The sequence below is a fragment of the Rhizobium sp. LC145 genome (genome assembly GCF_001005825.1).
Classification (GTDB): domain Bacteria; phylum Pseudomonadota; class Alphaproteobacteria; order Rhizobiales; family Rhizobiaceae; genus Neorhizobium.
The window spans coordinates 125,268-150,256 of record NZ_LBHV01000009.1 but is presented as its reverse complement, the minus strand read 5'-3'; the positions used below and the strand labels follow the sequence as shown (position 1 = coordinate 150,256).

The following is a 24,989-nucleotide window of genomic DNA, read 5'->3' as shown; positions in this document are numbered from 1 at the left end:
GAAAACGGCCAAATCTGGGAGGAAAGCATGTTCAATACGATGAAGAAACTGGCGCTGGGGCTCGCCTTGCCGGCTCTGCTGCTGGCGGGCACCGCATCTGCCGAAATAGGCTCGCATACGCTGAAATTCGCGGCGGCCAACAACAAGGGCCATCCGCAGGTCACCGGCATGGAGAAATTCGCCGAGATCGTCAAGGAGAAGAGCGGCGGCAAGATCGAGGTCAAGCTCTTCCCCGGCGGCGTCCTCGGCGGCGACGTGCAGACCGTCTCGGCGCTGCAGGGCGGCGTGGTCGAAATGCTGGTGCTTAACGCCGGCATCCTGGCCAGCAACGTCAAGGCCTTCGGCGCCGTCGACCTGCCGTTCCTGTTCAACAGCGGCGAGGAAGCCGACAAGGTGATGGACGGCCCGTTCGGCGAGAGCCTCCTTCAGAAGCTTCCCGACACCGGTCTTGTCGGCCTCGCCTATTGGGAACTCGGCTTCCGCAACCTGACGAACAACCGCCATGCGGTCACCAAGCTCGAAGACATCAAAGGCCTGAAGATCCGCACGCTTCAGTCGCCTATCCCGATCGAGCTGTTCAACGGTCTCGGCGCCAATGCCGTGCCGCTGCCTTACACGGAACTCTACACCGCGCTCGAAACCGGCACGGTGGACGGCCAGGAAAACCCGGCCGCCAACATCATCAATGCCAAGTTCTATGAAGTTCAAAAGTACATGACGCTTAGCCGTCACCAGTACAATCCGCAGGTCGTGCTGATCAGCAAGAAGTTCTGGGACGGCCTCAACGATGAGGAAAAAGCTGTTCTCCAGTCGGCGGCGACCGAAGCCCGCGACTTCCAGCGCCAGGTCTCGCGCGAAGCAGATTCCAAGGCGATTGAGGAGATCAAGGCAACGGGCATGCAGGTCGACGAACTGAGCCCGGAAGAGACGCAGAAACTGCGCGATGCCGTGAAGCCGCTGATCGACAAGTTCAGCGCCGAGATCGGCGCCGAAACCGTCTCGCTTCTCTTCAAGGAACTGGACGCCGCCCGCAAGTAACGACGATGCCGGCCCGTCCTGCGGCGGGTCGGCCCTCCAATACCGCGAGGACGATAAGCGCAATGGCCGAGACACTCCTGAAAACACTTAAAGCCGGGTTGATCGGCTCGGGCATCCAGGCCTCGCTGACACCGGCAATGCACATGCGCGAGGGAGCCGCGCAAGGCCTTGCCTATGATTACCAGCTCATCGACCTTGCTCAGCTCGGCCTGATGGCCGACAGCCTGCCGGAACTCCTGGAGCAGGCGGAAGCAGAGGGATTTGCCGGCGTCAACATCACCCATCCATGCAAGCAGCTCGTCATTGCCCATCTCGACGAACTTTCAGACGAGGCGCGCGCACTTGGTGCGGTCAACACCGTGGTGCTGAAGGACGGTCGACGCCATGGCCACAATACGGACTGGTGGGGGTTTGCCGAAAGCTTCCGCCGGGGCTTGCCGGATGCCGATCTCTCTTCCGCGGTCCAACTTGGCGCAGGCGGCGCCGGCGTGGCGACCGCATACGCGATCCTCACGCTCGGCATGAAACATCTAACGGTCGTGGACCGTGAACTGGAGCGTGCCGAGCAGCTGTCAGAAAGCATGTCCGGTCTTTTTCCGGAGGCGACCGTTGAGGCCTCGAGCGATATCGCCGCGGCGATGGACGAGGCCGCCGGCATCATCCACGCCACACCCACGGGCATGGCGAAATATCCCGGCCTGCCGCTACCGGCCGAACATCTTCAACCAAGGCACTGGGTTGCCGAAATCGTCTATTTCCCGCTGGAGACCGAGCTCCTGCGTATCGCGAGGCAGAAGGGTTGCCGCACGCTCGATGGAGGCGGCATGGCGGTCTTCCAGGCGGTCGGCGCCTTCCGGCTCTTTACCGGACGCGAGCCGGACGCAGAGCGGATGATGCGCCACTTCCAGACCATGACAGAGTGAAGGCAGCCACCGAAACGGGGATCAAGCCATGAAAACCTCCATAGCCACGGTATCGATCAGCGGCGAATTGCCGGAAAAACTCGACGCGATCGCCAAGGCCGGCTTCGACGGGGTGGAGATCTTCGAAAACGATTTCCTGGCCTTCGACGGCAGTCCGGCGGATGTGGGGGCAATGGTGCGCGACAAGGGGCTGGAAATCACCCTGTTCCAGCCGTTTCGTGATTTCGAGGGAATGCCGCCTTCGCACCGCTTGCGCACTTTCGACAGGGCCGAGCGCAAGTTCGACGTCATGCAGGAACTCGGTACCGACCTGCTGCTCGTCTGCTCCAACGTCTCTCCCGTTTCGCAAGGCGGCATCGACAGGGCAGCGGCGGATTTCCACGAGCTCGGCGAGCGGGCCGCCAGGCGCGGACTGAAGGTGGGCTATGAGGCGCTGGCCTGGGGGCGGCACATCAACGATCATCGCGACGCCTGGGAAATCGTCCGGCGAGCCGATCATCCCAATATCGGCCTGATCCTCGACAGCTTCCATACGCTGTCGCGCAAGATCGACATCAACTCGATCCGCTCCATCCCGAAGGACAAGATCTTCATCGTCCAGCTTGCCGATGCGCCGCTGATCGACATGGACCTTCTCTACTGGAGCCGGCATTTCCGAAACATGCCAGGGGAAGGCGATCTGCCGGTGACGGAATTCACCACGGCGGTCGCCGAGACCGGCTATGACGGCTATTTCTCGCTGGAAATCTTCAACGACCAATTTCGCGGCGGATCGACCCGGTCGATCGCCGCCGACGGGCATCGCTCGCTGATCTATCTCGGCGACCAGGTGCGCCGCAGCCCGAATGCGCAAAGCCTCTCGGTCGCGGCCATGCCCGAGCGAGCCACCGTCGAAGGCGTCGGTTTCGTCGAGTTCTCCACCGACGAGAAGGATGCCGCCGATCTTACCGCGATACTGAAAACGCTTGGCTTCCGTAAGACGGCGGCTCACCGCAGCAAGAAGGTGAGCGTGTTCGCCCAGGGCGACATCCGGCTTCTGGTCAATACGGAGGAAGCCGGTTTTGCCAACGCGGCCTACGCGGTGCACGGTACCTCGGCCTATGCGATGGCGCTGAAAGTTGCGGATGCAAAGGCGGCACTTCAAAGGGCGCTGGCGCTGGACGCCGAGCCCTTCAGCCAGCCCGTGCAGATCGGAGAGGTGGAGATACCGGCGATCCGCGGCGTCGGCGGCGGGCTGGTCTACCTCCTGGACGACAAGACCGATCTCGGCCGCATCTGGGAGATCGACTTTGCACCCGTCGAGGATGATGACAGGAAGGTCACTGATGCCGGGCTCCTGCGCGTAGATCATGTCGCTCAGACGGTTTCCTACGACGAGATGCTGAGCTGGCAGCTCTTCTACACGTCGATCTTCGAAGCCCATAAGACGCCGATGGTCGATATCATCGATCCCGCCGGCGTCGTGCGCAGCCAGGTGGTGGAGAGTGCGAGCGGCGCGCTTCGCATCACCCTCAACGGCGCGGAAAACCGCCGGACGCTCGCCGGCCGCTTCATCGCGGAGAAATTCGGCTCGGGCATCCAGCATCTCGCCTTCCATACCGGCGACATCTTCGCCACTGCCGAAGCACTCAGGAAGAACGGGTTCCGGCCGCTTCCCATATCGCCCAATTACTATGGGGATGTGGAGGCGCGGTTCGGTCTGGAAGCGGAACTCACCGAACGCCTCAGGGCGGAAAACATCCTCTACGATCAGGATGAGAGCGGCGAATACTTCCAGCTCTACAGCGGCACTCTCGGCGACGGCTTTTTCTTCGAGATCGTGGAGCGCCGCGGCTATCGCGGCTATGGTGCCCCGAACGCAATCTTCCGCATCGCCGCGCTGAAAAAGGCGCTCGGCCCCGAGGGCCTCCCGAAAGTCTGAAAAGGATCGATCATCGCGGCAGCCGGGCGCGCTTCCCCGGCTGCTCGTCCAGTGGACAGGTCTTGCAGAGTGAGAGGCTTGGGATCAGATAGCGGATGCAGCAGACGCGCCGCTTGCGCAGGGTTTCCTCGCCTGAAGCCAGGTACCTGACGGGTTCGAAGACCCTGTTCGGCTGCCTGTCATGCCAGAGCCGGCTCGCCAAAAGCTGTCTGCCATGAACCACACCCGCATGTTCCTCTCCGAGCTTTCTCGCGCAGGAGGCAACGACATTTTCGATGATGTTGCCGGCATTGCTCCAAAGCACCTTCTGCGACAGGCCGCTTGCCGTCGAAATCGCCGGAATGATCAAGGAGAGATGCCCGTCGAGCAGGTCCTCAAAACGTTCCATGAAATCGGAAGGCGTGAATGCCTGCCCTTCATCGCGCAGTCGAAACGCCTCTGCCCTACCGTCCGGCGACAGGATGATGCCGGTCTCCTGAAGACCGATCGGCAGCTTGCGATCGAGAACCATATTGGCGGCGAGGACCGGCGTGATCAGTCGCGACAGATACCATTTCGACCATTGGGAGGCGACGGCGCGAGGCTCCGCGTCGGCATAGTTTTCACCAAAGCGGCTCAGCAGCAGCCTGAGCCTATCCTGTTCCAGGAGTGCGCTGCAGGCCAGATGCGGGCGCTCGTCGGCCGTAAGGACAAGATGGCTGCCCAGGGCTTCGAGGTCGCCGGAAAAGCGCGGAACAAGCGAGGGTATCATCGCTTCATCGCCAGCAGGATGAAGTAAAGGCCGCCGAGAAGCGTTGCGACAATTCCGGCCGGAACCTGCCAGGGAAAGGCTATGTTTCGTCCGATCCAGTCCGCCAGCACCATGATGATCGCGCCGATGATCGCCGCGCCATAGACTTGCGCCAGTGGAGTTCTAAGCCCGGAAATGCGGGCAAGGTGCGGGGCGGCAAGTCCCGCAAAGCTCAGCGGCCCCATGATCAGCGTCGCCGCACCGGTCAAAATAGCGGTGAAGACCAGCAGCAGCAATCTGCTTGCCGCAAGCGGCACGCCGATGGCCGCAGTGACCCCCTCCCCGAGCGGCAAGACCCGCAACCAGCGCCCGAACAGCGGAACGACCGCGAGCGACAGGCCCGCGAGCGCGACGACGATCCACGCATCTTTCTGCGTGACCGAATAGGTCGAACCTGCAAGCCAGCCAAGCAACCGCAGCACCCGGATATCTCCAAGCAGGGTCAGCAGCGATCCCAGCGAACCGGAGAGCGCTCCGATGGCGACCCCGACGAGCAGCATGCGCTCAGGGCTGAACATCGAGCGACTGCCGAGCCACAGGGTGAATACGAGCACCGCGAAAGCACCGCCCGCCGATATCAGCATCATGGTCTCGCGGGGTAAGGGCGGGAGGAGGAAAACGGCGACCATCAGGATCAGCGCCGCGCCGGAGGAAATGCCGAGCAGTTCCGGGCTTGCAAGCCCATTTCCCGTCAACCGCTGGAGGGCGGTCCCCGCGATGGCGAGCATGATGCCGCCGCCGGCCGCCGCCAGGACGCGCGGCAGGCGCCAAGGCAGCAGCTCGCCTATTTCACTGCCACCAGCGATGAACCATCCCTCCGGCAGCCGACCGACAAACAGGGCCAACAGAAGCGTGACGACCAGAGACAGGGCGGCAATCAGAAACCAGAAAGAAGCCCTGCCGCGGGGATATTCAACGGACCGGCCGTCACGCGGCGGCTGTTGCGTCTCGGTCCGCATCCGACAGATGAGCCATATCAGAAGCGGCGTTCCGAGAAGTGCGGTCACGGCTCCTGCCGGCACATCCATGCCGCCGGCGAGAAAAAGAACCCCCTGGTCGACAAATGCCAGTATGCCGGCGGCGATCAGCGGACCATGGATCAAGCGATCGGAGAGACGCCTGGCGCCGGAAAGGCGCGCGATGGCAGGCCCTGCAAGCCCAATGAAACCGATGATCCCTGCATAGGCGGCGACGAGCGCGCTCAACAGGGTCGCGGTGGCGAAAGAGGCCAGCCGTATCATCGGAACCGAAGCGCCCGCGCTGCGCGCGCTCGCCTCGTCGAGGTCGAAAAGGCCCATCGGCTTTCTGAGGAAGAACGCCACAAGGCCACCGGCGGCCAGGACGAGGGAAAGTCTCCGTACCTGATTCCAGTTATCCTGTACCAGCGAGCCGGTCTGCCAGACCAGCAGGTCACTCAATTCCTCGAAGTGGGTCAGGAAGAACATGCTGCTCAATGCTTCCAGGCAGAGCGACAGGACAAGTCCCACCAGAATGACCGTCAGCGGCGCGAAACCGGCACGCGCCGCCAGCAACGCGACCACGCCCAACGCCAGCATGCCGCCGAGGATGATCATCGGCTCCTGCCCATGAGCGAGAAGACCGGGTACCCACAGAACAGCCGCGACGAGCGAAAATTTCGCGCCGGCAAATACGGCTAAGGTTCCCGGTTCGGCCAGCGGGTTGCGCAGCATCTGCTGGAATAGAACGCCCGAAAGGCCGAGCGCCGCCCCCGCGATGAGGCTCAAGGCGAACCGCGGAAGCAATCCGTATCGAACGGCAATCGTGGCGAGATCTGCATCGGATGCCGTGAACAACTGACGCCAGTCAGGCAGTCTCGCGCCGATATTGAGCAGGAGGAGACCGAAGGCCGCGCTGAGCAGCAAGACGACCAGCAGCGGGGCAAGCCCGTGGTTCCGTGTTGTGGGTAATGAACTGGCGATAGCCATGATCAACCCTCGGCCGGCAAAAGCGCTGCGAGCTGGCCGGCAAGCCGCATGGCGCTTACCACGCCTCCGCTCGGATAGACCACCGGCATGCGGGTGACGCGGTTTTGCCGCACGGCGGGCAGCGCTTGCCAAAGCGGACTTTCGGCAAGTCTCGCGATCGCCAGATCCGTTTCGCGGCCGCGATCGAAATGCACGATGCGCGCGTGCGGGTTGCCGGCAAGCTGTTCCACGCTGATGGACGCGACGCCGGACGCATTGACCCGCCCCTGCCAGGCATTGGTGAGGCCAAGGCTCCTTAGAACATCGCCAACCAGGCCGTTTCCCCCGAAAATCGCCGCGTGACGGCCGTCCTGGTTGAAGCGGCAGAGATAGAGCGGCGGCAGCGATTTCGATTGCAGCTTTGCCCGCGCTTCCTCGATCGCCACTTCGCATCGCCCCACCCAATCTCCGGCCTGACGCTCCCGGCCGACGACCGCCCCGAGTTGGCGCAGGAGCTCCTGCGCATGCTGGACCGCAGGCGTTCTTGCAGGAAAGGAATTGAGCGACAGCGTGGGCGCGATGGCGCGAAGATTTTCTAGCCCGCTTGCCTGCCACTCCGCCATGACGATCAGGTCCGGCTTCAAGAGCTGCAGATATTCCATGTTCGGCTCCTGCAGCGGGCCGAGATCGACTGCTTCGTCGCCAAGCACCGGCTCGGCGACCAGCCTTCGATAAAGCGGCACATTGGCGACGGCCAGAGGCGCAATACCGAGGGTCAGGAGCAATTCCGTCACCAGAAGTTCCATGGAGACGATACGGCGAGGCACCCCTTCCGCCTTGCCGTCCCGCGCGAAAGCGAAAAAGCAGGCGGCGAGCGCTCCCTTCAGCAAGTCCCTCCTGGCAACGGCTGGCCCTACCATTTGTAGGAAAGCGTCGCCGTGACCGTCAGCGGCTCGCCATAACGGCAGCCGTCCGAATAGACGCAGGTGTAGAACTCCTTGTCGAAAAGATTGCGCGCGTTCAGTTTCAGCGTCGCGCCCTCCAGATCCTTGTTCATCGCGCCGAGATCGAAGCTCGCCATCGCATCGACGAGAACATAGCCGGGAACATCGCTCCTGCTGTCGATCAGGTTCGTCTCGCCGATATAACGAATGCCCGCGCCGACCGTGACGCCCTCAAGGCCGAGATCATCAAGCTTGTAATCGGCCCACAGTGCGAAGGCATTTTTAGGCACCAGCGAAATCTGCTCCCCGATATAAGCGGGCATGGCGTTTTCGGTAATTTTCGCATCCGTATAGGTATAGGAAGCGATCAACCCAAGATTGCCGAACTCCGCGCGCGCTTCCAGTTCGACACCCCGGGATCGAACCTCGCCATACTGGTAGGTGAGCCCGCTGGAATCAGCTGTCGTCAGGTTCTTCTGCGTCAGCTCATAAACCGCCGCACTGAGGAGAAGATTGCTGCCATCGGGCTGGTAACGGACGCCGGCTTCGTATTGCAGCCCCTTGTTTGGCTTCAATGCCTCGCCGGTCGCATAGTCGAGGCCAGTTTGCGGCTCGAACGATTGCGCAATGCTGAGATAAGGCGCAATGCCGTTGTCGAAAAGATAGACGAGACCGGCCCTGCCTGTCAGAGCGTCGTCGTTCTGCTCGGTCACGACACCGGTCTGATAGGACCTCGAGCGGCTCTTGCTCCAATCCTGGCGGGCACCCAGCAGAAGCACCCAATGATCATCGAACTTGATCTGGTCCTGCAGATAGATGCCGTACTGGTTGCTGAGGTTATCCGAGCCGCGATTGACCCTGTAATTAATCGCCGGATCGGTCAGGACAGTGCCGGTGTCGAGGTCTAGAATGCTGTAGCCGGCGCCACGATAGCGGTCGTTGTCGTAGCTGCGCCGGTAGTAGTCGAACCCGGCCAGAAGCGTATGCTCCGCACCGGCCGCATCGAAGGAATATTCGACTGAGGTGTCCGCCGTGACGCCGTATGATCGCTCATAGCGCTTGCTCGCCAGCCTGTAGAGGTCGCCTCCCGTCAGCGAGAGCGGCGCGATATTGCCCATCATGTAGTCCCATTGGACATCGGATTTGAAATAGCGGGCGTTGTTTCTGAACTTGATGCCGTTATCGAGCTCGTGCTCGAAGAGATAGCCGATGGTGAAGATGTCGCCGTTGTAGCGATCGAAATCATCATTGCCGAGGAAGGCGTCGCGAGGAATGTTGCCCCGGCTGACATCCTGATAGAGCAGCGGCGTCGCAAACCGCGTGTGAAAATGCGTATAGGTCGAAAGCAGCGTCAGCGACGTCGCGTCGTCCGGCGCGAAGGTGAGAGCCGGAGCGATATAGACCTTGTTGTCGGGCGTCTCGTCGACCCAGTTGTCCGCATTGCGGACCAGTCCTGTCAGACGGTAGGTCAAAACGCCGTCATCGGTAACCGGGCCTCCGAAATCGGCGGATATCTGTTTGCGATCATAGCTGCCGTATTCGACATTGACCTCATGGAGCGGCGTGTCCGTCGGCCGCTTTGAGATGGCATTGACGACGCCACCGGGGGTGAGCTGACCATAGAGCATCGAGCCTGCGCCGCGCATGATGTCGATGCGCTCGATCCCATAGGGCTCCTGCCCGCCGTCATAGACATTCGACTGATACTTCAAGCCATCGCGCAGGTTTCCGGAATTGCCGGTCGCGATGTTGAAGCCGCGGATAGTGAAATCGTCCACCGCCCGACTGAAGGCACCCGATTGGCTGACGACGCCCGGCGTATAGGAAAGCGAACTGGCAATAGAGCTCGCACCCTGATTGGACATCTGGTCGGCGGTGATGACAGAGATGGCCTGCGGCGTCTCGATGAGCGGCGTATCCGTCTTGGTGCCCGCCGAACTCACACGCGCCACGTAGCCATCGACCGGCCCGACCGCGCTCTCGCCCTGGACGACGATCGTGGGAAGGATGGTCGAGCCGTCACCGGTGCTGCCCGTGACGACGTCTCCGGCAGGCGCATGGATGGTGACCGTGCCAGGATTGGCAATACGATAGGCAAGCCCTGTTCCGGCAAGCAGCCGCTCCAATGCCTGCTCCCTGCTCATTACGCCGTTCACGCCCGGCGATTGCTTGCCGCGCGCAAGCGCTGCCGGATAGAGAACCTGAAGATTTGTGCGGTCGCCGAAGGCTGACAGCGCGGCGCTCAACGATGAAGCTGGGATGGAATAGGAGGCCGCTGCCGGCTGGCTGGCACGGGAAACGGTGGGTGTCGTGTCTTGCGCAAGTGCGGCAAACGGCAGCAACGCCGCGCTCGCAAACAGGGCTGCGGCGAACCGGTGCATATTCGTGTTCTTGTGCTGTCCCTTTGACGCGACGCGTACCATGATCCCCGTTCCTGTCCGTACTACCCGCTTGGCGGCTTTCGCCACACATGCGCTAAGACGGATCAGGTGATCTCCACCTCACCCCTGGAGATGAAAAAAATCACGATGCTCAAGCCGGAAGCAGAAGGACGACGTATGGCGTGATTTCGAACGCGCGGACCGGCAATGTCTCGACGATCGCATCGAGCACGCCATCCGGATTGCCGACGTCGAAAATGCCGCTGACGCGTAAATTCCGGAGCCTGTCGTCGAGAATTCGGATCGTGCCCCTGCGGTAGCGGTTCACATCCGAGACGACCCGGCCGAGCGGCTTGTCCTCGAAAATCAACCGGCCGCGACGCCAGGCCGTCTCGGCCTCCGTATCCGCCCCCTCCACGAGACCGAGACCACCCCGGCTGAAGGAGACGACCTCTCCCGCATTGACGCGAATACCGGCGCCATTGGGCGCGACGACCGAAACGGCGCTTTCCTGCACGCTTGCTGTCACCGCATCCTCCCAGAGATGCACGACGAACTGCGTTCCAAGCGCCGTCACAGTGCCTCCGGCCGCGGCGACGGAAAAGGGCCGTGCTTCGTCTCGGGCGACATCGAAATAGGCCCGGCCGCGATGGAGCACGAGACCGCGCCGGGAGGCGGTATAATCGAGCGAAAGCGCGCTGTCGGCATCGAGCGTCACGCGCGTTCCGTCATCCAGCGTGAACTCACCAATCTCGGCGACCGAGGTGAACTGGTCGCTATAAAGATAATCGGTTGCCCCGCCCATCCACGCCGCAGCGCCGGCGGCAGCCAGCATCGCACCGGCGCCCAGCAGGCCGCGCCTCGACAACCGGGCAGCCTGGGTTCGGCTGCCGTTCCTTTCATGGAGGGCAGGCGCACGGGCATGATCGAGGTCCGACCACATCCGCTGGAGCCGCGCATATTCCTCCCGATTTTCCGGACAGTCCGCAAGCCATATGGCGAGTTCACTGCGATCGGAAGCCGTGGCTTCGCCGGAATTCATGCGGACAAACCAGGAAAGCGCCTGCCGCTTTCTTTCTTCCGGTGTCATATCGTCATCGAGGCGAGCCATTTGTGCCCTGAATCATGCCTTTTGGCCAAGAAATCATTCCTTAGACGGATAAATGGATATCTGACCACACCTGGGGCGGAGATTTTTAGTTCAAAAGATCGGCAAGGCTGTCGCGCAGATGGACAAGCGCCTTCATCACATGCTTTTCGACCATGCTCTTGGAAATTCCGAGCCGCTCGGCAATTTCAGCATGGCTGAGCTCTTCATATTTGTGGAGCAGGAAGACCTGACGTTGCCGTTCAGGCAAGGTCTGGATCGCCCTTTCCAGCCGAGCGACGCGCTGCTTGAAATCCACCTCCAGCTCGGCGGAGGGCTTGGCTTCCGCGATTTCCGCCGGAAGCCCCGGCTGGATATACCGGCTCTGAACGGCATGCGCGCGGGCATGATCGATCGAGAGATTGCGGGATATCCGAAACAGATAGGCGCGCGGATTGCCGACGACCTCGCCCGCAGCCGGGCTCATGGCGGCGAGCCGCAAAAAGGCATCCTGAACAAGATCGGACGCCGTATCCTCCGACACGCCGCTGCGACGCAGAAACCGTAAGAGTTCCTTGGAATGCCGCCGGAATAACTGTTGTAGATCCCAATGCAAGTCTGGATCCTAGGTGCCGCGCAAGCTTAAGCCTGAGAAATTTACTCATGTTTATCCTCGGGAAAATGCCTTGCCAAGGGCCGAAGACGCAATTCGCGACAGCAAATGAAATGCCGTTCGCCCGCAAGCCCTCACCTTAGTTGCCGTATGGCGCCGTGCCGATGAGAACAGAATAATCTTTCTTCTCTATCGAATAGGTCGTGTTTAGCCTCTCCTCTGCATTCGAAAAGGAGACGCTGATGACCGCCGCCGGACCGTTGAACTTCTTCTGGTTCATCCCGACCCATGGAGATGGTACTTATCTGGGCACGGATCATCTGAGCCGGAAACCGGAATTCCGGTATTTCAAGCAGGTTGCGATCGCCGTCGACGAGCTCGGCTTCGAAGGCGTGCTTTTGCCGACAGGTCAGTCCTGCGAGGATTCCTGGATCACCGCGACCGGCCTTTCGGTCGTTACCGAGCGGCTGAAATACCTCGTTGCGCTTCGCCCCGGCGTCACCTCGCCCACCTTTGCCGCACGCCAGACCGCAGCCCTCGACCGCCTGAGCAACGGAAGGCTGCTGCTCAACGTGGTGGTCGGCGGCAACCCCACGGAACTGGCCGGCGACGGCATCTTTCTCGGCCATGACGAGCGTTACGAACAGGCCGGAGAGTTCCTCGATATCTGGAAACGGCTACTCGCCGGCGAGACCGTCGATTTCAAAAGCAAGTATTACGAGCTCAAGGGCGCACGTTCCGATTTCCCGCCAATCGGCCAGCCGCATCCGCCCCTCTATTTCGGCGGTTCTTCGGAGGCCGGCCAGGACCTCGCGGTCGATGCCGTTGACATGTATCTCACCTGGGGCGAGCCGCTGGAACAGGTGAAGGAGAAGATCGAATCCGTTCGCGCCAAGGCCGCCAGAACCGGTCGCAAGATCCGCTTTGGCATGCGCATCCACTTCATCGTGCGCGAAAATGAGGAAGACGCCTGGCGCGCAGCCGACCAGCTCATCGGCAATATTTCCGACGAGCAGATCGAGCGCAGCTACCGGCGTTTTCAACAGGAAATGGACTCCGTCGGCCAGCGCCGACAGGCCGCCCTGCATGGCGGTCGCCGCGACAAACTGCTGGTTGCGCCAAATCTCTGGGCCGGCGTGGGACTGGTACGCACCGGTGTCGGCACCGCCCTCGTCGGTACGCCGGAACAGGTGGCTGAACGGCTACGAGAATACCAGGCGCTCGGTATCGATACGATCATCGGCTCGGGCTATCCGCATCTCGAAGAGGCCTATCGCGTCGGCGAACTCCTCTTCCCGCTGCTCGGTATCGACCGCAACCGAAATCAGGGGCTCCGCGACAGCGTCGCCAACGAATTCGCCGTCGGCAATTACGGTGGCTCGAAACTCGCCAATGCCGCGGGCTGACCGCGAAGTCCCCTCCACACCTTCACGTCTGTCTCTCGAAAGGTCCATCCATGCCGAAACCCTTCAAGCTCGCCGCCGCCGCGGCTCTGGCACTGAGCGTGCTCACGCCCGCGACCGGCGCCTCCGCCGAAGGACTTATCCGCATTTCCCAGCAGTTTGGCACGCTCTACCTGCCGCTGCACGTGATCCGCGACCAGAACCTGATCGAGAAACACGCAAAAACGCTCGGTCTCGAGGAGGTGAAGGTTGAATGGGCGCAGCTTTCTGGCGGTGATGCCATCAATGCCGCGCTTCTTTCCGGCTCGATTGATATCGCCGCGGCCGGTATAGGCCCCTTCTTGACGCTATGGGACCGCACCGACGGCGCCGTCAAGATCGTCGCGGGGCTCGCGAACCAGCCGAATTACCTCGTCACCAACAATCCGAACGTGAAGTCGCTGAAGGATTTGACCACGTCCGACAAGATCGCGCTTCCCGCCGTCGGCGTCTCGGTCCAGGCACGCATCCTGCAGATCGCGGCAGAGAAGGAATTCGGCGAGGGCAACCAGAACAAGCTCGACAACATCACGGTCAGCCTGCCGCATCCCGACGCGACCAGCGCGCTGCTCTCCGGCTCCACCGAGATCACCTCGCATCTGTCCAATACGCCGTTCCAGGAGCAAGCTTTGAAAGACGCCAAGGTCCACAAGGTCTTCTCTTCCTACGACGTCCTCGGCGGCCCGGTGACCCCGACCTATCTCTATGCCACGACCGACTGGCGCGAGGAAAACCCGAAAACCTTCCAGGCCTTTTTCGAAGCTCTGAAGGAAGCCGACGCCTGGATCGAGGCGAACAAGAAGGCGGCGGCGGAAACCTATGTCCGGGTCGAAAACTCGAAGTTCGATCCCGCCTTCGTGCAGTCGCTGATCGAATCTCCCGAAAGCAAATTCACCGTCGTCCCGTCCCGCTCCTATGTCTTTGCCGATTTCCTCCACCGGACCGGCGCCATCAAAAAGAAAGCCGAGAGCTGGAAGGACTACACTTTCGAGGAATTGCATAACGAAAGCGGAAGCTGAACCATGCTGGCGCGCGACCCCTTCCCGGTGGCGGTGTTCGAAGTCGACCGCCTTACCCTCGATTACCCGTCCCCGGCCGGAACCGTCCGGGCGGTGGACGATGTCTCCTTCCGCGCCGGAGAGGGCGAGCGGCTCGTGCTTCTCGGCCCCTCCGGCTGCGGAAAGTCGTCTATCCTGAAAGCCGTGGCGGGCTTCCTCAAACCTGCTTCCGGGACGATCAGGGTGCGGGGCCGGGAAGTCAAAGGTCCCGGTCCGGATCGCATCGTCGTCTTTCAGGAATTCGATCAGCTTTTGCCGTGGAAGACGGTGCGCCAGAATGTCGAGTTTCCGCTCCACATGGCAAGCCCGCTCGCAAAGACGGAAATCCGCGACCGCACCGAGGCAACGCTGAAGAAGGTCGGCCTGGAACGGGTCCTCGACAGCTATCCGCACACGCTTTCGGGCGGCATGAAGCAGCGCGCCGCGATCGCCCGCGCACTGGTGACCGACGCCGACGTGCTCTTGATGGACGAGCCCTTCGCAGCACTCGACGCGCTCACCCGCAGCCAGCTCCAGGGCGAACTTCTCGATCTTGCCGAGGAGCTTGGTTTCACGCTGCTTTTCGTCACCCATTCCATAGAGGAAGCGATTCTGATCGGCACGAAGCTGCATCTCCTGAGCCCGCATCCGGGGCGGACGATTACCAGTCTCGACACAAGCGGATTCGCTCGCAGCGATGTCGGCAGTCCCCGCCTCGAATCCCTGTCGCGCGAAGTGCACGATCTGCTGTTTTCGCCGAAGGCCCGGAAAGGAATTCCCGAACATGTCTGATCTTTCCTTGGTCGGCACGCCCGCAAAATCCCAGGTGCTCGACCGCCTCCGCGATTTCGCCCGGAACTCGGCGCTCCTTCGAAAGGTCCTGGTGCTGGCGCTGCTTGCCCTGATCTGGGAGTTTTCAGCCCGCTTCAGTGCCAAACCGATCCTATTCCCCACCTTCACCGCCACCATGGCGGCGCTGTGGGAGGCATTGACCACCGAAAACCTGCTTACCGCCTCCTGGACATCGTTGACCGTCCTTCTCAAGGGCTATGTGATGGCGATCGCGGCAGCCTTTGCCATCGTCTCGCTTGCGGTCGTCAGCCGTTTCGTCCGCGAGCTCCTGCAAACGCTGATTTCCATGTTCAACCCGTTGCCCGCGATTGCGCTTCTGCCGCTCGCCATGCTCTGGTTCGGGCTGGGTGAAAGGAGCCTGCTCGTCGTGCTGGTCCACGCCGTTCTCTGGCCCTTCGCGCTCGCCACACTGAGCGGCTTCGAAAGCGTGCCCGAAACCCAACGTCTGGTCGGTCGCAATTACGGCCTAAATGGGCCTGGCTATGTTTGGCGCATCCTGATACCGGCGGCATTACCCTCGATCCTCTATGGCATGAAGATCGCCTGGGCATTCGCCTGGCGCACGCTGATTGCCGCCGAACTCGTCTTCGGGGTCAGTTCCTCGACCGGGGGCCTTGGCTGGTTCATCTTCCGCAACCGTAATGAACTCTTCACCGACAAGGTGTTCGCCGGACTTGCCATGGTCATCATCATCGGCTTGGTGGTCGAGGGCGTGGTCTTCCGCCTCATCGAGAACGTCACCGTACGCCGCTGGGGCATGCAGCGATAGCCTCACGCCGTCCTCGCCGCAGCGAAGCCCTTCTCCAGATCGGCAACGAGGTCGCTCACGTCCTCGATGATGCATTTGCGAAAGCAGAGAATTAACCTGCTGGCGCGAGCCTCTGCCCCGTTACCGCGTCAAAAAGATGTAATTTACCGAGGTCCGGTCAAAAACTGAGCATGTCGCCTGGCTGGACGCTGACGCGTTCACGCACGGCGGCGATCAGGCGCCTCCATATCGGTCATAGGGGTGTCATCGCGCCTGCCTGAAAGCAGATATCATCTTGGCATCGGCGTCACGTTAAGGCACTTCGAGCTTTAAACGTCAGGAAATACCGATACAGAAGCATCCTACAGGAGATGAAACATGTTCACCCACGTCATGATCGGAAGCAACGACTTGGAGCAGGCGAGAAGCTTCTACGACGCCACCTTTGTTGCATTGGGAGGCAAGTCCGGCGAGATGGATGCGAGAGGCCGACTGATCTACGCCCATGAGGGCGGTCGCTTGATGATCACGAAACCGATCGACGGTAAGCCAGCGACTGCGGCCAACGGTGGGACGATCGGTATTGCCGCCGCGAGCCCCGAACATGTTCTGGCGTGGCATGCCGCCGGTATCGCGCATGGTGGCACGGCCATCGAGAGCCCACCTGCAGAGCGCCCGAATGGGGCGTTCGTCGCATATCTTCGCGATCCAGATGGAAATAAACTCACGGTGCGGTCTCAGCCGACGAAATGATATGGCGTGGTCAGAGCCTAGCGGACAGCGTGTTCGAGGGATAGAGGCGGCAGGCATCGCCGGACCAACAGGGTGGCGCTGGAGGATTCCATCGGTGCCATGGCTGAACTCGTCAGAGCGGGCAAGGTGAAGTGGGTTGGTTTGTCCGCTGTCAGCGCGTCCGAGCTGCGCGCGGCGCATGCCATTCATCCCATCGCGGCCCTTCAATCGGAATGGTCGATCTTCACGCGCGATATCGAACACGACGTGATCCCCGCCGCGGCCGAACTCGGTGTGACGGTGGTGCCATATTCCCCGCTTGGGCGTGGCATGTTGACCGGCCGGGCTTTCGCAACATCCCTGACCAACACCGATGCTCGCCAGCATTTCCCAAGGTTTTCAACTGAAAACCGTGCGGCAAACATGCTGCTGGTCGCAGAGGTCGAGGACATCGCGGCGGCGCAGATTGCGCTTGCCTGGCTTTATGCCCAAAGTCGCAAGCTCAACGTCAAATCGGTGCCGATCCCAGGAACGCGTAAGCGCAGTCGTCTCTTGGAAAACGTCGCGGCAGCGTCCATGATCCTTACGGAGCCAGAGATGGAAGCACTCGCGCCACTCGCCTCGGCAGTCCAGGGGATCAGCGGATAGAAGAGCTACCAATCAGCGTCGCCGGTGGCGGCGCTGCACTTTCGCAGACGGCCATTTCGGGCCAACGCGAAGTAGCTTCCGGTTTGCGCCTCCATGGCGGTCATTAAGACCGTCATCAAACCTGCTCGAAAGCAGACATTGCCCCGACGGCGGCTTCGCCTCGCCTACGCGCGGTATAGCGGAAGCCGCCGGTCGCGCTCATATGTGGGAGCCCGCTGCTCTGCGGATCAAGCCTGCTCTCTTGCGATCTGGTAGAGTCGCCATCCGTTGAGGGGCAGGAGCACTGCCTCCATCAAGATCAGCGGCGGACTCCAGATCATGGTTCCGTAGACGGCGAAACAAAGGCTGCTTGCTATCGCCATCATGCGAAGCTGAACCATGCGCTGCGTCAGGTAGGTGATCACGGTCAGGACGCTGCCGGCAAACCCGATGATCTCGATCCAGGAATTCATGTCAGGCACTCCGCTGGCGTTGGGACGCGCCGTTCATTCCCCGCGCGCCAGCGCCGAAGCCTGGTCCAATCCAATCGGTCGCACGAGGGGGTCGGCATGGCGATGAACGAGCTGCCAATGCGGCCCTTGGCGCCTGTAGACTTGAGTGACCCGCAGCGACCAGTCCTGATCGGGTAAACCGAGGACTTCCCCATGCTGGCGCTCAACGAAGGCGAGGACGACCAGGTCATCGGAGGCATAGCTGATTACCCTCTCGAGTTTCGCCTCGCCGTTCCGGAAGGAACGCGACAGCTCGGCAAGACGCGCCGGGCTGGCGTCAAAACCGTGGCTCATCGGTCCGCCGAACGGCTGCATCAAGGTGAAGTCATCCGACAGCCGGATCATCCCGTGCCACCTCCACATGTCCCCGGCATTGAACGCGCGTGCCTGTTCTTCTGTGCGTCGGATAAGCTCGGCGACTGTCTCCGACGAGGCGGCCAAGCTCGGTTGAACGAGGAGCAAGAGCTCTGAACATGCGACGGCGGCCAGGGTGCAGCGTGACGTGGCACCTGCGGTCCTCGCCCATTTCGCTGCTGCTTTTCTAAAACTCGAATTCCAGATGCACATGGCGCCTCCTTTGGTCTCGTTTGCCTCGATGGGTATGACGAAGGACATGCCATCTTCCATATGCTGAATCTAATGATATGATTTCAGCGATATGCTGAACCATATTGATCTATCGAGGACCGACCTTAACCTGCTTGTGCTGTTTGAAGCCGTGATGGAAGAACGCCATGTGGGCAGGTCAGCTCAACGCCTCAACCTTTCGCCGTCCGCGGTAAGTCATGGGCTGCGGAGGCTTCGTGCCCTCCTCTGCGATCCGCTTTTCATCAGGACGCCGAGAGGCGTCGTCCCGACCGATCGGGCTCTGGAACTTGCCGGGCCGGTAGCGGAGGTGCTCGAGCGGGCGCGCCAGATCATCATCAGTTCCGAGGCCTTCGACCCGCAACGCTCGTCGCGCCGCTTCACCATCGGGGCGCCTGACGGAGCATCTTCCGTGCTTCTCCACCCTCTTCTGCAGAAACTCGCCAGCAACGCTCCGGGTGTTTCGCTTGGGGTGCGCCAATTGCTGCCCCGGCCTGGAGAAACGTCCATGGCATCAGCCTGGGGCGATGCCCTGATCGACCTCGAAAGGCGGGCGATAGACATCGCAATCATTCCTCACGACAACATTCCCGCCCGCTTCCAGCATGAACTGCTTTATGAGGAGGATTTCGTGGTGGCGATGCGCGCCGGGCATCCGTTGAAATCGGGGACCACCCTTGCCAGCTATTGCGAGATGAAGCACCTCGTCGTTTCCCATTCTGCCGATCCGTTCGGCTTTGTTGACGCTGTTCTCGCGCAACAGGGACTGACACGGGAGGTCGCGCTCACCGTACCGAACTTCATGCTGGCACTGGCGGTGCTGGCTGATTCCGAACTGGTCGGCGCATTGCCGCGCCACTTCGTCCAGATGTTTGAAACGAAGTTCGGCATAGAGCACGTGGATGCTCCGATCGACCTTGGCCGGTTCAAGATGAACCTGGTGGTCCCGAAAGCCGCCCTGATGGACACCGGCATCGCCTGGCTGGTGAACACGATTAGGACAATGCGCTCGGCGGATTTGCCGTGAAGCTTTGCCCCCCCGATTGAAGGACCACCATATTCCGCGGGCACCTGCTATTGACCGTGCAACGGCTGCATCGCGCGCCAGAAGCGGTCACCGGCCTGAAATAACCGGTCCGACAACATGGGCAAGCCCGCTTATGCCATGTGATGGGAATGTTATGATCTCATCTGCGTCAACATGGCTGATGTTGTATGCAGCAGTTCTGAGGTAGTGCTCCCCACAATATATAGCGTCAAGTAATAGCCTGGAAATATCCAAAATGTGGGATTGGTTCCCTATAGTCTTCCTTCCGTTCAAGGTTCTCGTGTTAGGCACGGGCATGTTCTTCGCCATCAAGTGGCATCACGATCAAGCGAAGAAGAAATAACGAAACCAGCGAGCCGTAAGCGCCTGCCGATTAGAAGGCCCCCATTTAGTCCCCCTAGAGCCGATAGCGGACTTCGGCGAAACGCGGCGGTATGGCCGCTTTCGTCTCCAGCGTTCGGAAAGCAGTCAGACCGCAGACGACCCCAAAGCTGCCAATACGGATTGTGCCGGCGTACGACCAGCAGATGCCCCGGAATGGACAGAGAACCGTTGCTCATATGATGACCGCTTCAGGAGCGATGCCACAACGGCTCTAATCTGCTGCTGTCTCCTCGCGCACGGCGTCCAGGAGGAGGTACACGACGATGTATTTGATCGTGTACGGCGTACCGCTGTCGGAAGTACCCTCGAGGGTTCCGCCATCGGCCGGATGCCACGTATAGTAAAGGGGATTGTTGGCAATCAGGGTGGCCACTTTGCCCGCATATCTGCCGTCTAACCGATAACGTTTTTCGGCGAGCGGCCACATGCGCTGGTAGTCCTCCTGCGTGACGCGAATCCGCAACGCTGCCCTCTGGGTTTTGCTGGCGCGCTCTGCGCCTTCGCGCCCGGATGCCGGAATATCCAGCATCACCTCCTCGGCATCATCGAAGATCGACTTCAGTTCCTCTGGCCACGCACGCTTCATGGACTACTCCTCCTTCGGCCGGGGCTCCGGTTGCTCGGGAATCTAGTCCCACCTTGTTCTTGAAGCAAACGGCAGCGCCATACCCGCCGTTGCGATGTCCGGGAATTTCCCTATGGTACTAGTGTTGCTGCCTACATAGTCGCGTGTGTTCCTCTCGCACACCTTCTGGAAGGCGATACGACAGGAACCATAGGTGCCATTGGATGAAGAGCGGGTCTCGATGACGAAAGAACCAAAGCTGGAGCATTCGGATCTTTCCGGCGAATTCGAAGACGATGGTGTTACGGTCCTGGTGGACATTCACAGGGCCGCCGGCAGTAACGACGGCTGGACCCTCGAGGTGATCTCGCAGGAGGAAGATGTGACGACGTGGGAGGACAGCTTCGCTACCGACAACGAAGCGTGGGAGGAATTTCTTGCCACGACCGAAAGGGATGGCATTCGTTCCTTCCTCGGCGACGACGACAGCAAGTCCGTGCACTAGGCGCTATGGAACGGCTGAGCAGGAAGTGCGCTTTGCCATTCTCTCCGCGCTGCAGTTGCGGCGCTTGATGGTGGCGTCACCACCTGCGGATTGCGCAAGACCGGGTTTTGATGGCCTGTCTAGAAGACAAACATGTAAAGCAGGATGATCACGAAGATAGGAACGCCCATCGCCCACAACACAATACCCTTGAGCATCTATTTTCTCCTTCTGTCTTCCGACACACAACGCGTTGCGCCTGCCGCGGTTCCTGCCCGCGGTGACGATGGAGACTTCGGATTGACGATAATTGCTTCGGACGCTTTGCGTCATGATCGCGATTAACTCATGGCGAGCGCATCGCCGAATCCAGAAAGCAACCTGTTATGCCCGGATGCGCGGAAAGCGGAAGCTGGGATAGCGGGCGTCCGTTATGTCTGACTGCCCGCTTACGAAGTTTGAGCTTGTGCACGGCATAGACCGCGGACACCGCGCCATCTTGCTTATGCAGAATTCCGTGTGCAAAGCATGGCGCCACCGCAGACGTTTAAAGAAGCTGGTTATACACCTGAGAAAACCAACGCCTGCCGGCTGGAGAACCGCGACGATATCCAATCGGTCATCGCGCGTTATCGCAAGCACAGTGGGACGCTTTTATGAGCAGGTGAGGCTACACAGCTGAAGACCTCTCCGATCTTTCCGTGACCCAGACTTTCTTCTTCGGGCTCTGGATGCGCTTTCCCAGGCTCGAACCATGCGGACCCGAATATCGCCTGCTTTGCTGGCGAGAGCGTACTCGCTAGGCATCAAGGTCATTCGAAGCATGAAGTACGCGGTTTCCGGATGGTCATACCACCTTCCCACGAGCCGAGACTGATAGCCGTTTCAATGCGACATTTCCGCCGCTGATCACGAACAGGCTGTCAACCATGTTGGTTACAACGCATGCGTGGTTCGGCACGATGCGCACCCTTTCGCCCACCCTCAAATCAATTGGTCTATCGCTCACCAGGCGACCGTGCTCCTCCGACAATTGATCGATGACGATGTCGTCGCGACCTAGAACATGCCCGTAGCCGGTCAGGCCAAGAAGATCCGATGTCAACGTCTTGGAACCAGCATCGATAATTGCCCGATTTTTCGCTGGAACCGATACAACCGTAGCGACAACCGTCAGAGCACAATCCTTCCATCCGCACGAGCCGCGAGCGACGAGCGAGCGATCGTTGTAGACATAGGTGCCGGGCCGATACTCCGTGGCGACCGGCGCATCCGCCGCGTGCATCATGGTCGGCGTGCCGCCGGATGTGATGACCGGTACCGCGATGCCGCGGGCTTCGATCAAGGCTTTCGCCTCCGTCATAAACGCCTCCACACCCGCCTCACCCGCGGCTGGCGGATAAGTCATCAGCCCGCCAAAAATCAAGCCGGGTGCCTCCGCGATGCGCGCCGCAAGCAGGTCGGCATCTCTCGGGCTTGCAACGCCGCAACGATTGGCACCGGTATTGCATTCCACCAGCACCGACAGCGGCCTGTCGGACGATGCGAAAACCTGCGAAAGCCCGTCGATCACCTCGGCGCTATCGGCCACTACCGACAGTCGGACCTTTTCGGCGAGCGACCGCAACCGTACCAGCTTTTGCTCGCCGACAATGTTGTAGGTAATCAGAACATCACGGATCGCGGCGCAGCCGGCAACCATCGCCTCGGCTTCGGAAATCTTCTGGCAGGTTATACCGGTCGCGCCCGCGGCGAGCTGTATCTCGGCAAGCAGCGGCAGTTTGTGCGTCTTGATGTGCGGGCGAACCTTGATGCCATGCGCGTTCGCATAATCCTGAAAGCGAGAGATATTCGCTTTGGCGATGTCGAGATCCACCAACACGGCCGGAGTGTCGATGTCGTTGAGATAATCCTGGTCGAATGACATGCCGATCTCCGAATGCCGTTGTGTAGCGATTGGGCGGTCAGGCCCCGCGAATCCCATTTCTCCGAAAAACGGTAGGACGGTCTATTGACAATTTATGACGAGTGCCCCTGAATACGTCAATCCAGTAAAATGGACAGCCGTCCGGTATATTGGACATCGTTCGAATAGTCACAAAAGGGGAACGCGATGACTAACTCTTTTCGTACCGGCGTGTTGATACTCGCTGCTGCCACTTTCCTGTCGGCGGTACCAGCCATGTCTCAGCAGACCAGCAAGCTCGATGAGGTTCTGGCTCGTGGCCATCTGATCCTCGGCACCGGCTCGACCAATGCGCCGTGGCACTTCAAGAGCGCCGACGACAAGCTGCAGGGCTTCGATGTTGACATGGGCCGCATCGTTGCAAAGGCGCTGTTCGGCGATCCGGATAAGATCGAATATGTCAACCAGTCGTCGGATGCCCGTATCCCGAATATCACCACTGACAAGGTGGATCTGACCTGCCAGTTCATGACCGTCACCGGCGAGCGTGCGCAGCAGGTTGCCTTCACCATTCCTTACTATCGCGAAGGCGTGGGACTGATGCTGAAGGAGGGCGGCCAGTACGCCGACTACGAAGCACTGAAGGCCGCCGGTTCGTCCGTGACCATCTCGGTCCTGCAGAACGTTTATGCCGAGACGATGGTGCATGCCGCCTTGCCGGAAGCGAATGTCGACCAGTACGATTCCGTCGACCTCATCTACCAGGCGCTGGAATCGGGCCGGGCCGATGCGGCTGCGACCGACCAGTCCTCGCTCGCGTGGTACATGACCCAGAATCCCGGCCGCTACAAGGACGCCGGGTACGGCTGGAACCCGCAGACCTACGCCTGCGGCGTCAAGCGTGGTGACCAGGATTGGCTGAACTTCGTCAATACCGCACTCCACGAAGCGATGACCGGTGTCGAGTTCGACTTCTATGCGACCTCGTACAAGACCTGGTTTGGCAAGGAACTTGCCCCGCCGCAAATCGGCTTCCCGGTCGAGTACAAGTAACTGACGATGGAGCGGGAAGGTTTTTCCCGTTCCATTTCCTCCTGACGACGGATTGTCATGGGTTACACACTGAATTTCGCTGTAGTCTGGCGCAACTTCGACCAGTTGCTGGCCGGTCTCGTGCTGAGCCTTGGACTTGCCTTCATCTCCATTCTAATCGGCGTCGTGATTGGGCTTGTGGTCGCGTTTGCGCTGACCTCGAAAAGCCGCGCCGCGCGTTGGCCGGCAGTTGGCTATGTTACGATCATCCGCAACTTGCCGATCCTGGTACTCGTGCTGTTCGCCTATTTCGCGTTGCCCCAAATGGGCATGCGGCTCGGCAAAATCGAAAGCTTTATCGCGGTCCTGGCGATCTATTCCGGCGCCTATCTCGCGGAGGTGTTTCGGGCGGGCCTTCTGTCCATTCCCAAGGGATTGCCGGAAGCGGGATTGGCGATCGGTCTGACGCCGATGCAGATCCGCACTTCTATCATCATGCCGCTGATGTTCCGCAACGTCTTGCCGTCGCTTTCGTCGACGATCATCTCACTGTTTAAGGATACCTCGCTTGCCGCCGCGATCGCTGTACCGGAACTGACCTTCGAGGCGCGCAAAATCAATGTCGAGAGCTTCCGCGTCATCGAGACTTGGATCGTGGCATCTGGCCTGTATGTCGCCACCTGCACCATTCTGGCCGCGATGATGCGTTTCGCTGAGCGCCGGCTGGCCGTTTCGAGGTGAGATCATGATGGATTTCTTCGCATTCCTCGAGCAGCTGTGGATCGCCCGCTTCGTCATCTTGAACGGCCTCAGCGTCACGGTCTCGATCTCGCTGCTCGCGATCGTATTCGGTTCGATAGCTGGCGTGTTCGTCGGCCTTGTGCTGACCTACGGATCGCTGCCTTTGCGCTTTGTCGTGCGGGGTTATATCGACATCGTTCGCGGCACCCCCGTCCTCGTGCTGGTTCTGGCGAGCTATTATGTCTCGTCGGCCGTGGGCTTCGATCTCGGCCCGTTCGCGGCCGGCGTTCTTGCGCTCGCGATCTTCTGCTCCTCCCATGTGGGCGAGATCGTGCGCGGCGGCCTTCAGGCCATTCCGATCGGCCAGACCGAGGCGGCCAAGGCGATCGGCCTCACCTTCAGCCAGACGTTCGCCAACGTCCTGTGGCCGCAGGCGCTGCGCCAGTTCCTGCCCACCTGGGTCAACACGGCCGCGGAAATGGTTAAAGCCTCAACGCTGCTATCCGTGATCGGTGTGGCAGAGCTTCTGCTACGAACCCAGGAAATCATTTCCCGCAACTTCATGAGCCTCCAGTTCTATTTCTTCGCTGGCCTGCTCTATTTCGTCGTCAATTTCGCCATCGAGCGCTTCGGCAAATATGTCGAGCGCAAGACGGCTGTGCCGACCTAAGG

Annotated in this window: 23 protein-coding genes and 1 pseudogene; 14 read left to right on the top strand and 10 right to left on the bottom strand. The window is 60.6% G+C overall.

Annotated features, from left to right (window positions below; all coding sequences use genetic code 11):
• The first annotated feature begins 27 nt into the window (after positions 1-27).
• The 3 genes from YH62_RS22675 to YH62_RS22665 all read left to right on the top strand — a co-directional run bounded on the left by YH62_RS22675 (position 28) and on the right by YH62_RS22665 (position 3,882).
• Complete coding sequence (locus YH62_RS22675) at positions 28-1,038, top strand: TRAP transporter substrate-binding protein (RefSeq protein ID WP_046796557.1); 1,011 nt, start codon at positions 28-30, stop codon at positions 1,036-1,038.
• 62 nt (positions 1,039-1,100) lie between these two features.
• Entirely contained in the window at positions 1,101-1,961 is an 861-nt protein-coding gene (locus YH62_RS22670; protein ID WP_046796556.1) for a shikimate dehydrogenase, read from the top strand.
• A gap of 28 nt (positions 1,962-1,989) precedes the next feature.
• On the top strand, positions 1,990-3,882 hold the full coding sequence (locus YH62_RS22665) for a sugar phosphate isomerase/epimerase and 4-hydroxyphenylpyruvate domain-containing protein (RefSeq protein ID WP_046796555.1): 1,893 nt from the start codon (positions 1,990-1,992) through the stop codon (positions 3,880-3,882).
• Between the two features lie 10 nt (positions 3,883-3,892).
• On the opposite strand, the gene fhuF is transcribed toward YH62_RS22665, so the two are convergent.
• The 6 genes from fhuF to YH62_RS22635 form a co-directional block, all read right to left on the bottom strand.
• Positions 3,893-4,633, bottom strand: a complete 741-nt coding sequence (gene fhuF / locus YH62_RS22660; RefSeq protein WP_046796554.1) for a siderophore-iron reductase FhuF — start codon at positions 4,631-4,633, stop codon at positions 3,893-3,895.
• Complete coding sequence (gene fhuB / locus YH62_RS22655) at positions 4,630-6,618, bottom strand: Fe(3+)-hydroxamate ABC transporter permease FhuB (protein ID WP_046796553.1); 1,989 nt, start codon at positions 6,616-6,618, stop codon at positions 4,630-4,632. Before fhuB ends, fhuF begins: the two co-directional genes overlap by 4 nt.
• A gap of 2 nt (positions 6,619-6,620) precedes the next feature.
• The gene (locus YH62_RS22650; RefSeq protein WP_052760484.1) at positions 6,621-7,487 is read right to left on the bottom strand and encodes an ABC transporter substrate-binding protein; all 867 of its coding nucleotides are present in this window, start codon (positions 7,485-7,487) and stop codon (positions 6,621-6,623) included.
• A 23-nt stretch (positions 7,488-7,510) separates the two neighbouring features.
• Entirely contained in the window at positions 7,511-9,964 is a 2,454-nt protein-coding gene (locus tag YH62_RS22645; RefSeq protein WP_052760483.1) for a TonB-dependent siderophore receptor, read from the bottom strand.
• 109 nt (positions 9,965-10,073) lie between these two features.
• Positions 10,074-11,012, bottom strand: a complete 939-nt coding sequence (locus YH62_RS22640; protein ID WP_245282157.1) for a FecR family protein — start codon at positions 11,010-11,012, stop codon at positions 10,074-10,076.
• Positions 11,013-11,118: 106 nt separating this feature from the next.
• The gene (locus YH62_RS22635) at positions 11,119-11,625 is read right to left on the bottom strand and encodes an RNA polymerase sigma factor (RefSeq protein WP_046796551.1); all 507 of its coding nucleotides are present in this window, start codon (positions 11,623-11,625) and stop codon (positions 11,119-11,121) included.
• 239 nt (positions 11,626-11,864) lie between these two features.
• Between YH62_RS22635 and ssuD the strand changes: the two genes are divergently transcribed.
• From ssuD to YH62_RS22605, 6 genes and pseudogenes are all read left to right on the top strand, one after another.
• Positions 11,865-13,028: an FMNH2-dependent alkanesulfonate monooxygenase gene (gene ssuD / locus YH62_RS22630; protein ID WP_046796550.1), complete on the top strand. Its 1,164-nt coding sequence runs from the start codon at positions 11,865-11,867 to the stop codon at positions 13,026-13,028.
• Between the two features lie 50 nt (positions 13,029-13,078).
• Positions 13,079-14,083: an ABC transporter substrate-binding protein gene (locus YH62_RS22625; protein WP_046796549.1), complete on the top strand. Its 1,005-nt coding sequence runs from the start codon at positions 13,079-13,081 to the stop codon at positions 14,081-14,083.
• A 3-nt stretch (positions 14,084-14,086) separates the two neighbouring features.
• On the top strand, positions 14,087-14,893 hold the full coding sequence (locus YH62_RS22620) for an ABC transporter ATP-binding protein (RefSeq protein WP_046796548.1): 807 nt from the start codon (positions 14,087-14,089) through the stop codon (positions 14,891-14,893).
• Positions 14,886-15,722, top strand: a complete 837-nt coding sequence (locus YH62_RS22615) for an ABC transporter permease (RefSeq protein ID WP_046796547.1) — start codon at positions 14,886-14,888, stop codon at positions 15,720-15,722. Before YH62_RS22620 ends, YH62_RS22615 begins: the two co-directional genes overlap by 8 nt.
• 357 nt (positions 15,723-16,079) lie before the next feature.
• Complete coding sequence (locus tag YH62_RS22610) at positions 16,080-16,454, top strand: VOC family protein (RefSeq protein WP_046796546.1); 375 nt, start codon at positions 16,080-16,082, stop codon at positions 16,452-16,454.
• Between the two features lie 66 nt (positions 16,455-16,520).
• Positions 16,521-17,081 (top strand): annotated as a pseudogene (locus tag YH62_RS22605) (aldo/keto reductase); the annotation flags it as partial.
• A 227-nt stretch (positions 17,082-17,308) separates the two neighbouring features.
• Here the strand turns inward: YH62_RS22605 and YH62_RS22600 are convergent.
• A complete protein-coding gene (locus YH62_RS22600) occupies positions 17,309-17,542 on the bottom strand; it encodes a YgjV family protein (RefSeq protein ID WP_280950074.1) in 234 nt (77 codons plus the stop codon).
• Positions 17,543-17,566: 24 nt separating this feature from the next.
• On the bottom strand, positions 17,567-18,187 hold the full coding sequence (locus YH62_RS22595) for a nuclear transport factor 2 family protein (protein ID WP_245282156.1): 621 nt from the start codon (positions 18,185-18,187) through the stop codon (positions 17,567-17,569).
• Between the two features lie 43 nt (positions 18,188-18,230).
• Here YH62_RS22595 and YH62_RS22590 point away from each other — a divergent pair, with 43 nt between their 5' ends.
• The gene (locus YH62_RS22590; protein ID WP_046796544.1) at positions 18,231-19,184 is read left to right on the top strand and encodes a LysR family transcriptional regulator; all 954 of its coding nucleotides are present in this window, start codon (positions 18,231-18,233) and stop codon (positions 19,182-19,184) included.
• Between the two features lie 616 nt (positions 19,185-19,800).
• On the opposite strand, the gene YH62_RS22585 is transcribed toward YH62_RS22590, so the two are convergent.
• Complete coding sequence (locus tag YH62_RS22585; RefSeq protein ID WP_046796543.1) at positions 19,801-20,175, bottom strand: hypothetical protein; 375 nt, start codon at positions 20,173-20,175, stop codon at positions 19,801-19,803.
• A 220-nt stretch (positions 20,176-20,395) separates the two neighbouring features.
• Here YH62_RS22585 and YH62_RS22580 point away from each other — a divergent pair, with 220 nt between their 5' ends.
• Complete coding sequence (locus YH62_RS22580; RefSeq protein ID WP_046796542.1) at positions 20,396-20,659, top strand: hypothetical protein; 264 nt, start codon at positions 20,396-20,398, stop codon at positions 20,657-20,659.
• A gap of 826 nt (positions 20,660-21,485) precedes the next feature.
• On the opposite strand, the gene YH62_RS22575 is transcribed toward YH62_RS22580, so the two are convergent.
• Positions 21,486-22,565, bottom strand: a complete 1,080-nt coding sequence (locus tag YH62_RS22575) for a D-TA family PLP-dependent enzyme (RefSeq protein ID WP_046796541.1) — start codon at positions 22,563-22,565, stop codon at positions 21,486-21,488.
• 186 nt (positions 22,566-22,751) lie between these two features.
• Here YH62_RS22575 and YH62_RS22570 point away from each other — a divergent pair, with 186 nt between their 5' ends.
• The 3 genes from YH62_RS22570 to YH62_RS22560 are packed head-to-tail and all read left to right on the top strand — an operon-like array spanning position 22,752 to position 24,987.
• The gene (locus YH62_RS22570) at positions 22,752-23,597 is read left to right on the top strand and encodes a transporter substrate-binding domain-containing protein (RefSeq protein WP_046796540.1); all 846 of its coding nucleotides are present in this window, start codon (positions 22,752-22,754) and stop codon (positions 23,595-23,597) included.
• 57 nt (positions 23,598-23,654) lie between these two features.
• Positions 23,655-24,317 carry an amino acid ABC transporter permease gene (locus YH62_RS22565; protein WP_046796539.1) on the top strand — a complete coding sequence of 221 codons (663 nt, stop codon included), beginning with the start codon at positions 23,655-23,657 and terminating at the stop codon, positions 24,315-24,317.
• Positions 24,318-24,324: 7 nt separating this feature from the next.
• Positions 24,325-24,987 (top strand): amino acid ABC transporter permease, encoded by a 663-nt coding sequence (locus YH62_RS22560; protein ID WP_137326689.1) that lies wholly within the window; start codon positions 24,325-24,327, stop codon positions 24,985-24,987.
• Positions 24,988-24,989 lie beyond the last annotated feature (2 nt).

Excerpts from the sequence above, each read along its gene's own strand:
- YH62_RS22565 (WP_046796539.1), top strand. The coding sequence starts at position 23,655 with ATGGGTTACACACTGAATTTCGCTGTAGTCTGGCGCAACTTCGACCAG.
- YH62_RS22585 (WP_046796543.1), bottom strand. The coding sequence starts at position 20,175 with ATGAAGCGTGCGTGGCCAGAGGAACTGAAGTCGATCTTCGATGATGCC.
- YH62_RS22610 (WP_046796546.1), top strand. The coding sequence starts at position 16,080 with ATGTTCACCCACGTCATGATCGGAAGCAACGACTTGGAGCAGGCGAGA.
- YH62_RS22670 (WP_046796556.1), top strand. The coding sequence starts at position 1,101 with ATGGCCGAGACACTCCTGAAAACACTTAAAGCCGGGTTGATCGGCTCG.
- YH62_RS22575 (WP_046796541.1), bottom strand. The coding sequence starts at position 22,565 with ATGTCATTCGACCAGGATTATCTCAACGACATCGACACTCCGGCCGTG.
- YH62_RS22645 (WP_052760483.1), bottom strand. The coding sequence starts at position 9,964 with ATGGTACGCGTCGCGTCAAAGGGACAGCACAAGAACACGAATATGCAC.
- YH62_RS22615 (WP_046796547.1), top strand. The coding sequence starts at position 14,886 with ATGTCTGATCTTTCCTTGGTCGGCACGCCCGCAAAATCCCAGGTGCTC.
- YH62_RS22620 (WP_046796548.1), top strand. The coding sequence starts at position 14,087 with ATGCTGGCGCGCGACCCCTTCCCGGTGGCGGTGTTCGAAGTCGACCGC.
- YH62_RS22590 (WP_046796544.1), top strand. The coding sequence starts at position 18,231 with ATGCTGAACCATATTGATCTATCGAGGACCGACCTTAACCTGCTTGTG.
- YH62_RS22640 (WP_245282157.1), bottom strand. The coding sequence starts at position 11,012 with ATGACACCGGAAGAAAGAAAGCGGCAGGCGCTTTCCTGGTTTGTCCGC.
- YH62_RS22665 (WP_046796555.1), top strand. The coding sequence starts at position 1,990 with ATGAAAACCTCCATAGCCACGGTATCGATCAGCGGCGAATTGCCGGAA.
- YH62_RS22560 (WP_137326689.1), top strand. The coding sequence starts at position 24,325 with ATGGATTTCTTCGCATTCCTCGAGCAGCTGTGGATCGCCCGCTTCGTC.
- fhuB (WP_046796553.1), bottom strand. The coding sequence starts at position 6,618 with ATGGCTATCGCCAGTTCATTACCCACAACACGGAACCACGGGCTTGCC.
- YH62_RS22595 (WP_245282156.1), bottom strand. The coding sequence starts at position 18,187 with ATGTCCTTCGTCATACCCATCGAGGCAAACGAGACCAAAGGAGGCGCC.
- fhuF (WP_046796554.1), bottom strand. The coding sequence starts at position 4,633 with ATGATACCCTCGCTTGTTCCGCGCTTTTCCGGCGACCTCGAAGCCCTG.
- YH62_RS22570 (WP_046796540.1), top strand. The coding sequence starts at position 22,752 with ATGACTAACTCTTTTCGTACCGGCGTGTTGATACTCGCTGCTGCCACT.
- ssuD (WP_046796550.1), top strand. The coding sequence starts at position 11,865 with ATGACCGCCGCCGGACCGTTGAACTTCTTCTGGTTCATCCCGACCCAT.
- YH62_RS22580 (WP_046796542.1), top strand. The coding sequence starts at position 20,396 with ATGACGAAAGAACCAAAGCTGGAGCATTCGGATCTTTCCGGCGAATTC.
- YH62_RS22625 (WP_046796549.1), top strand. The coding sequence starts at position 13,079 with ATGCCGAAACCCTTCAAGCTCGCCGCCGCCGCGGCTCTGGCACTGAGC.
- YH62_RS22675 (WP_046796557.1), top strand. The coding sequence starts at position 28 with ATGTTCAATACGATGAAGAAACTGGCGCTGGGGCTCGCCTTGCCGGCT.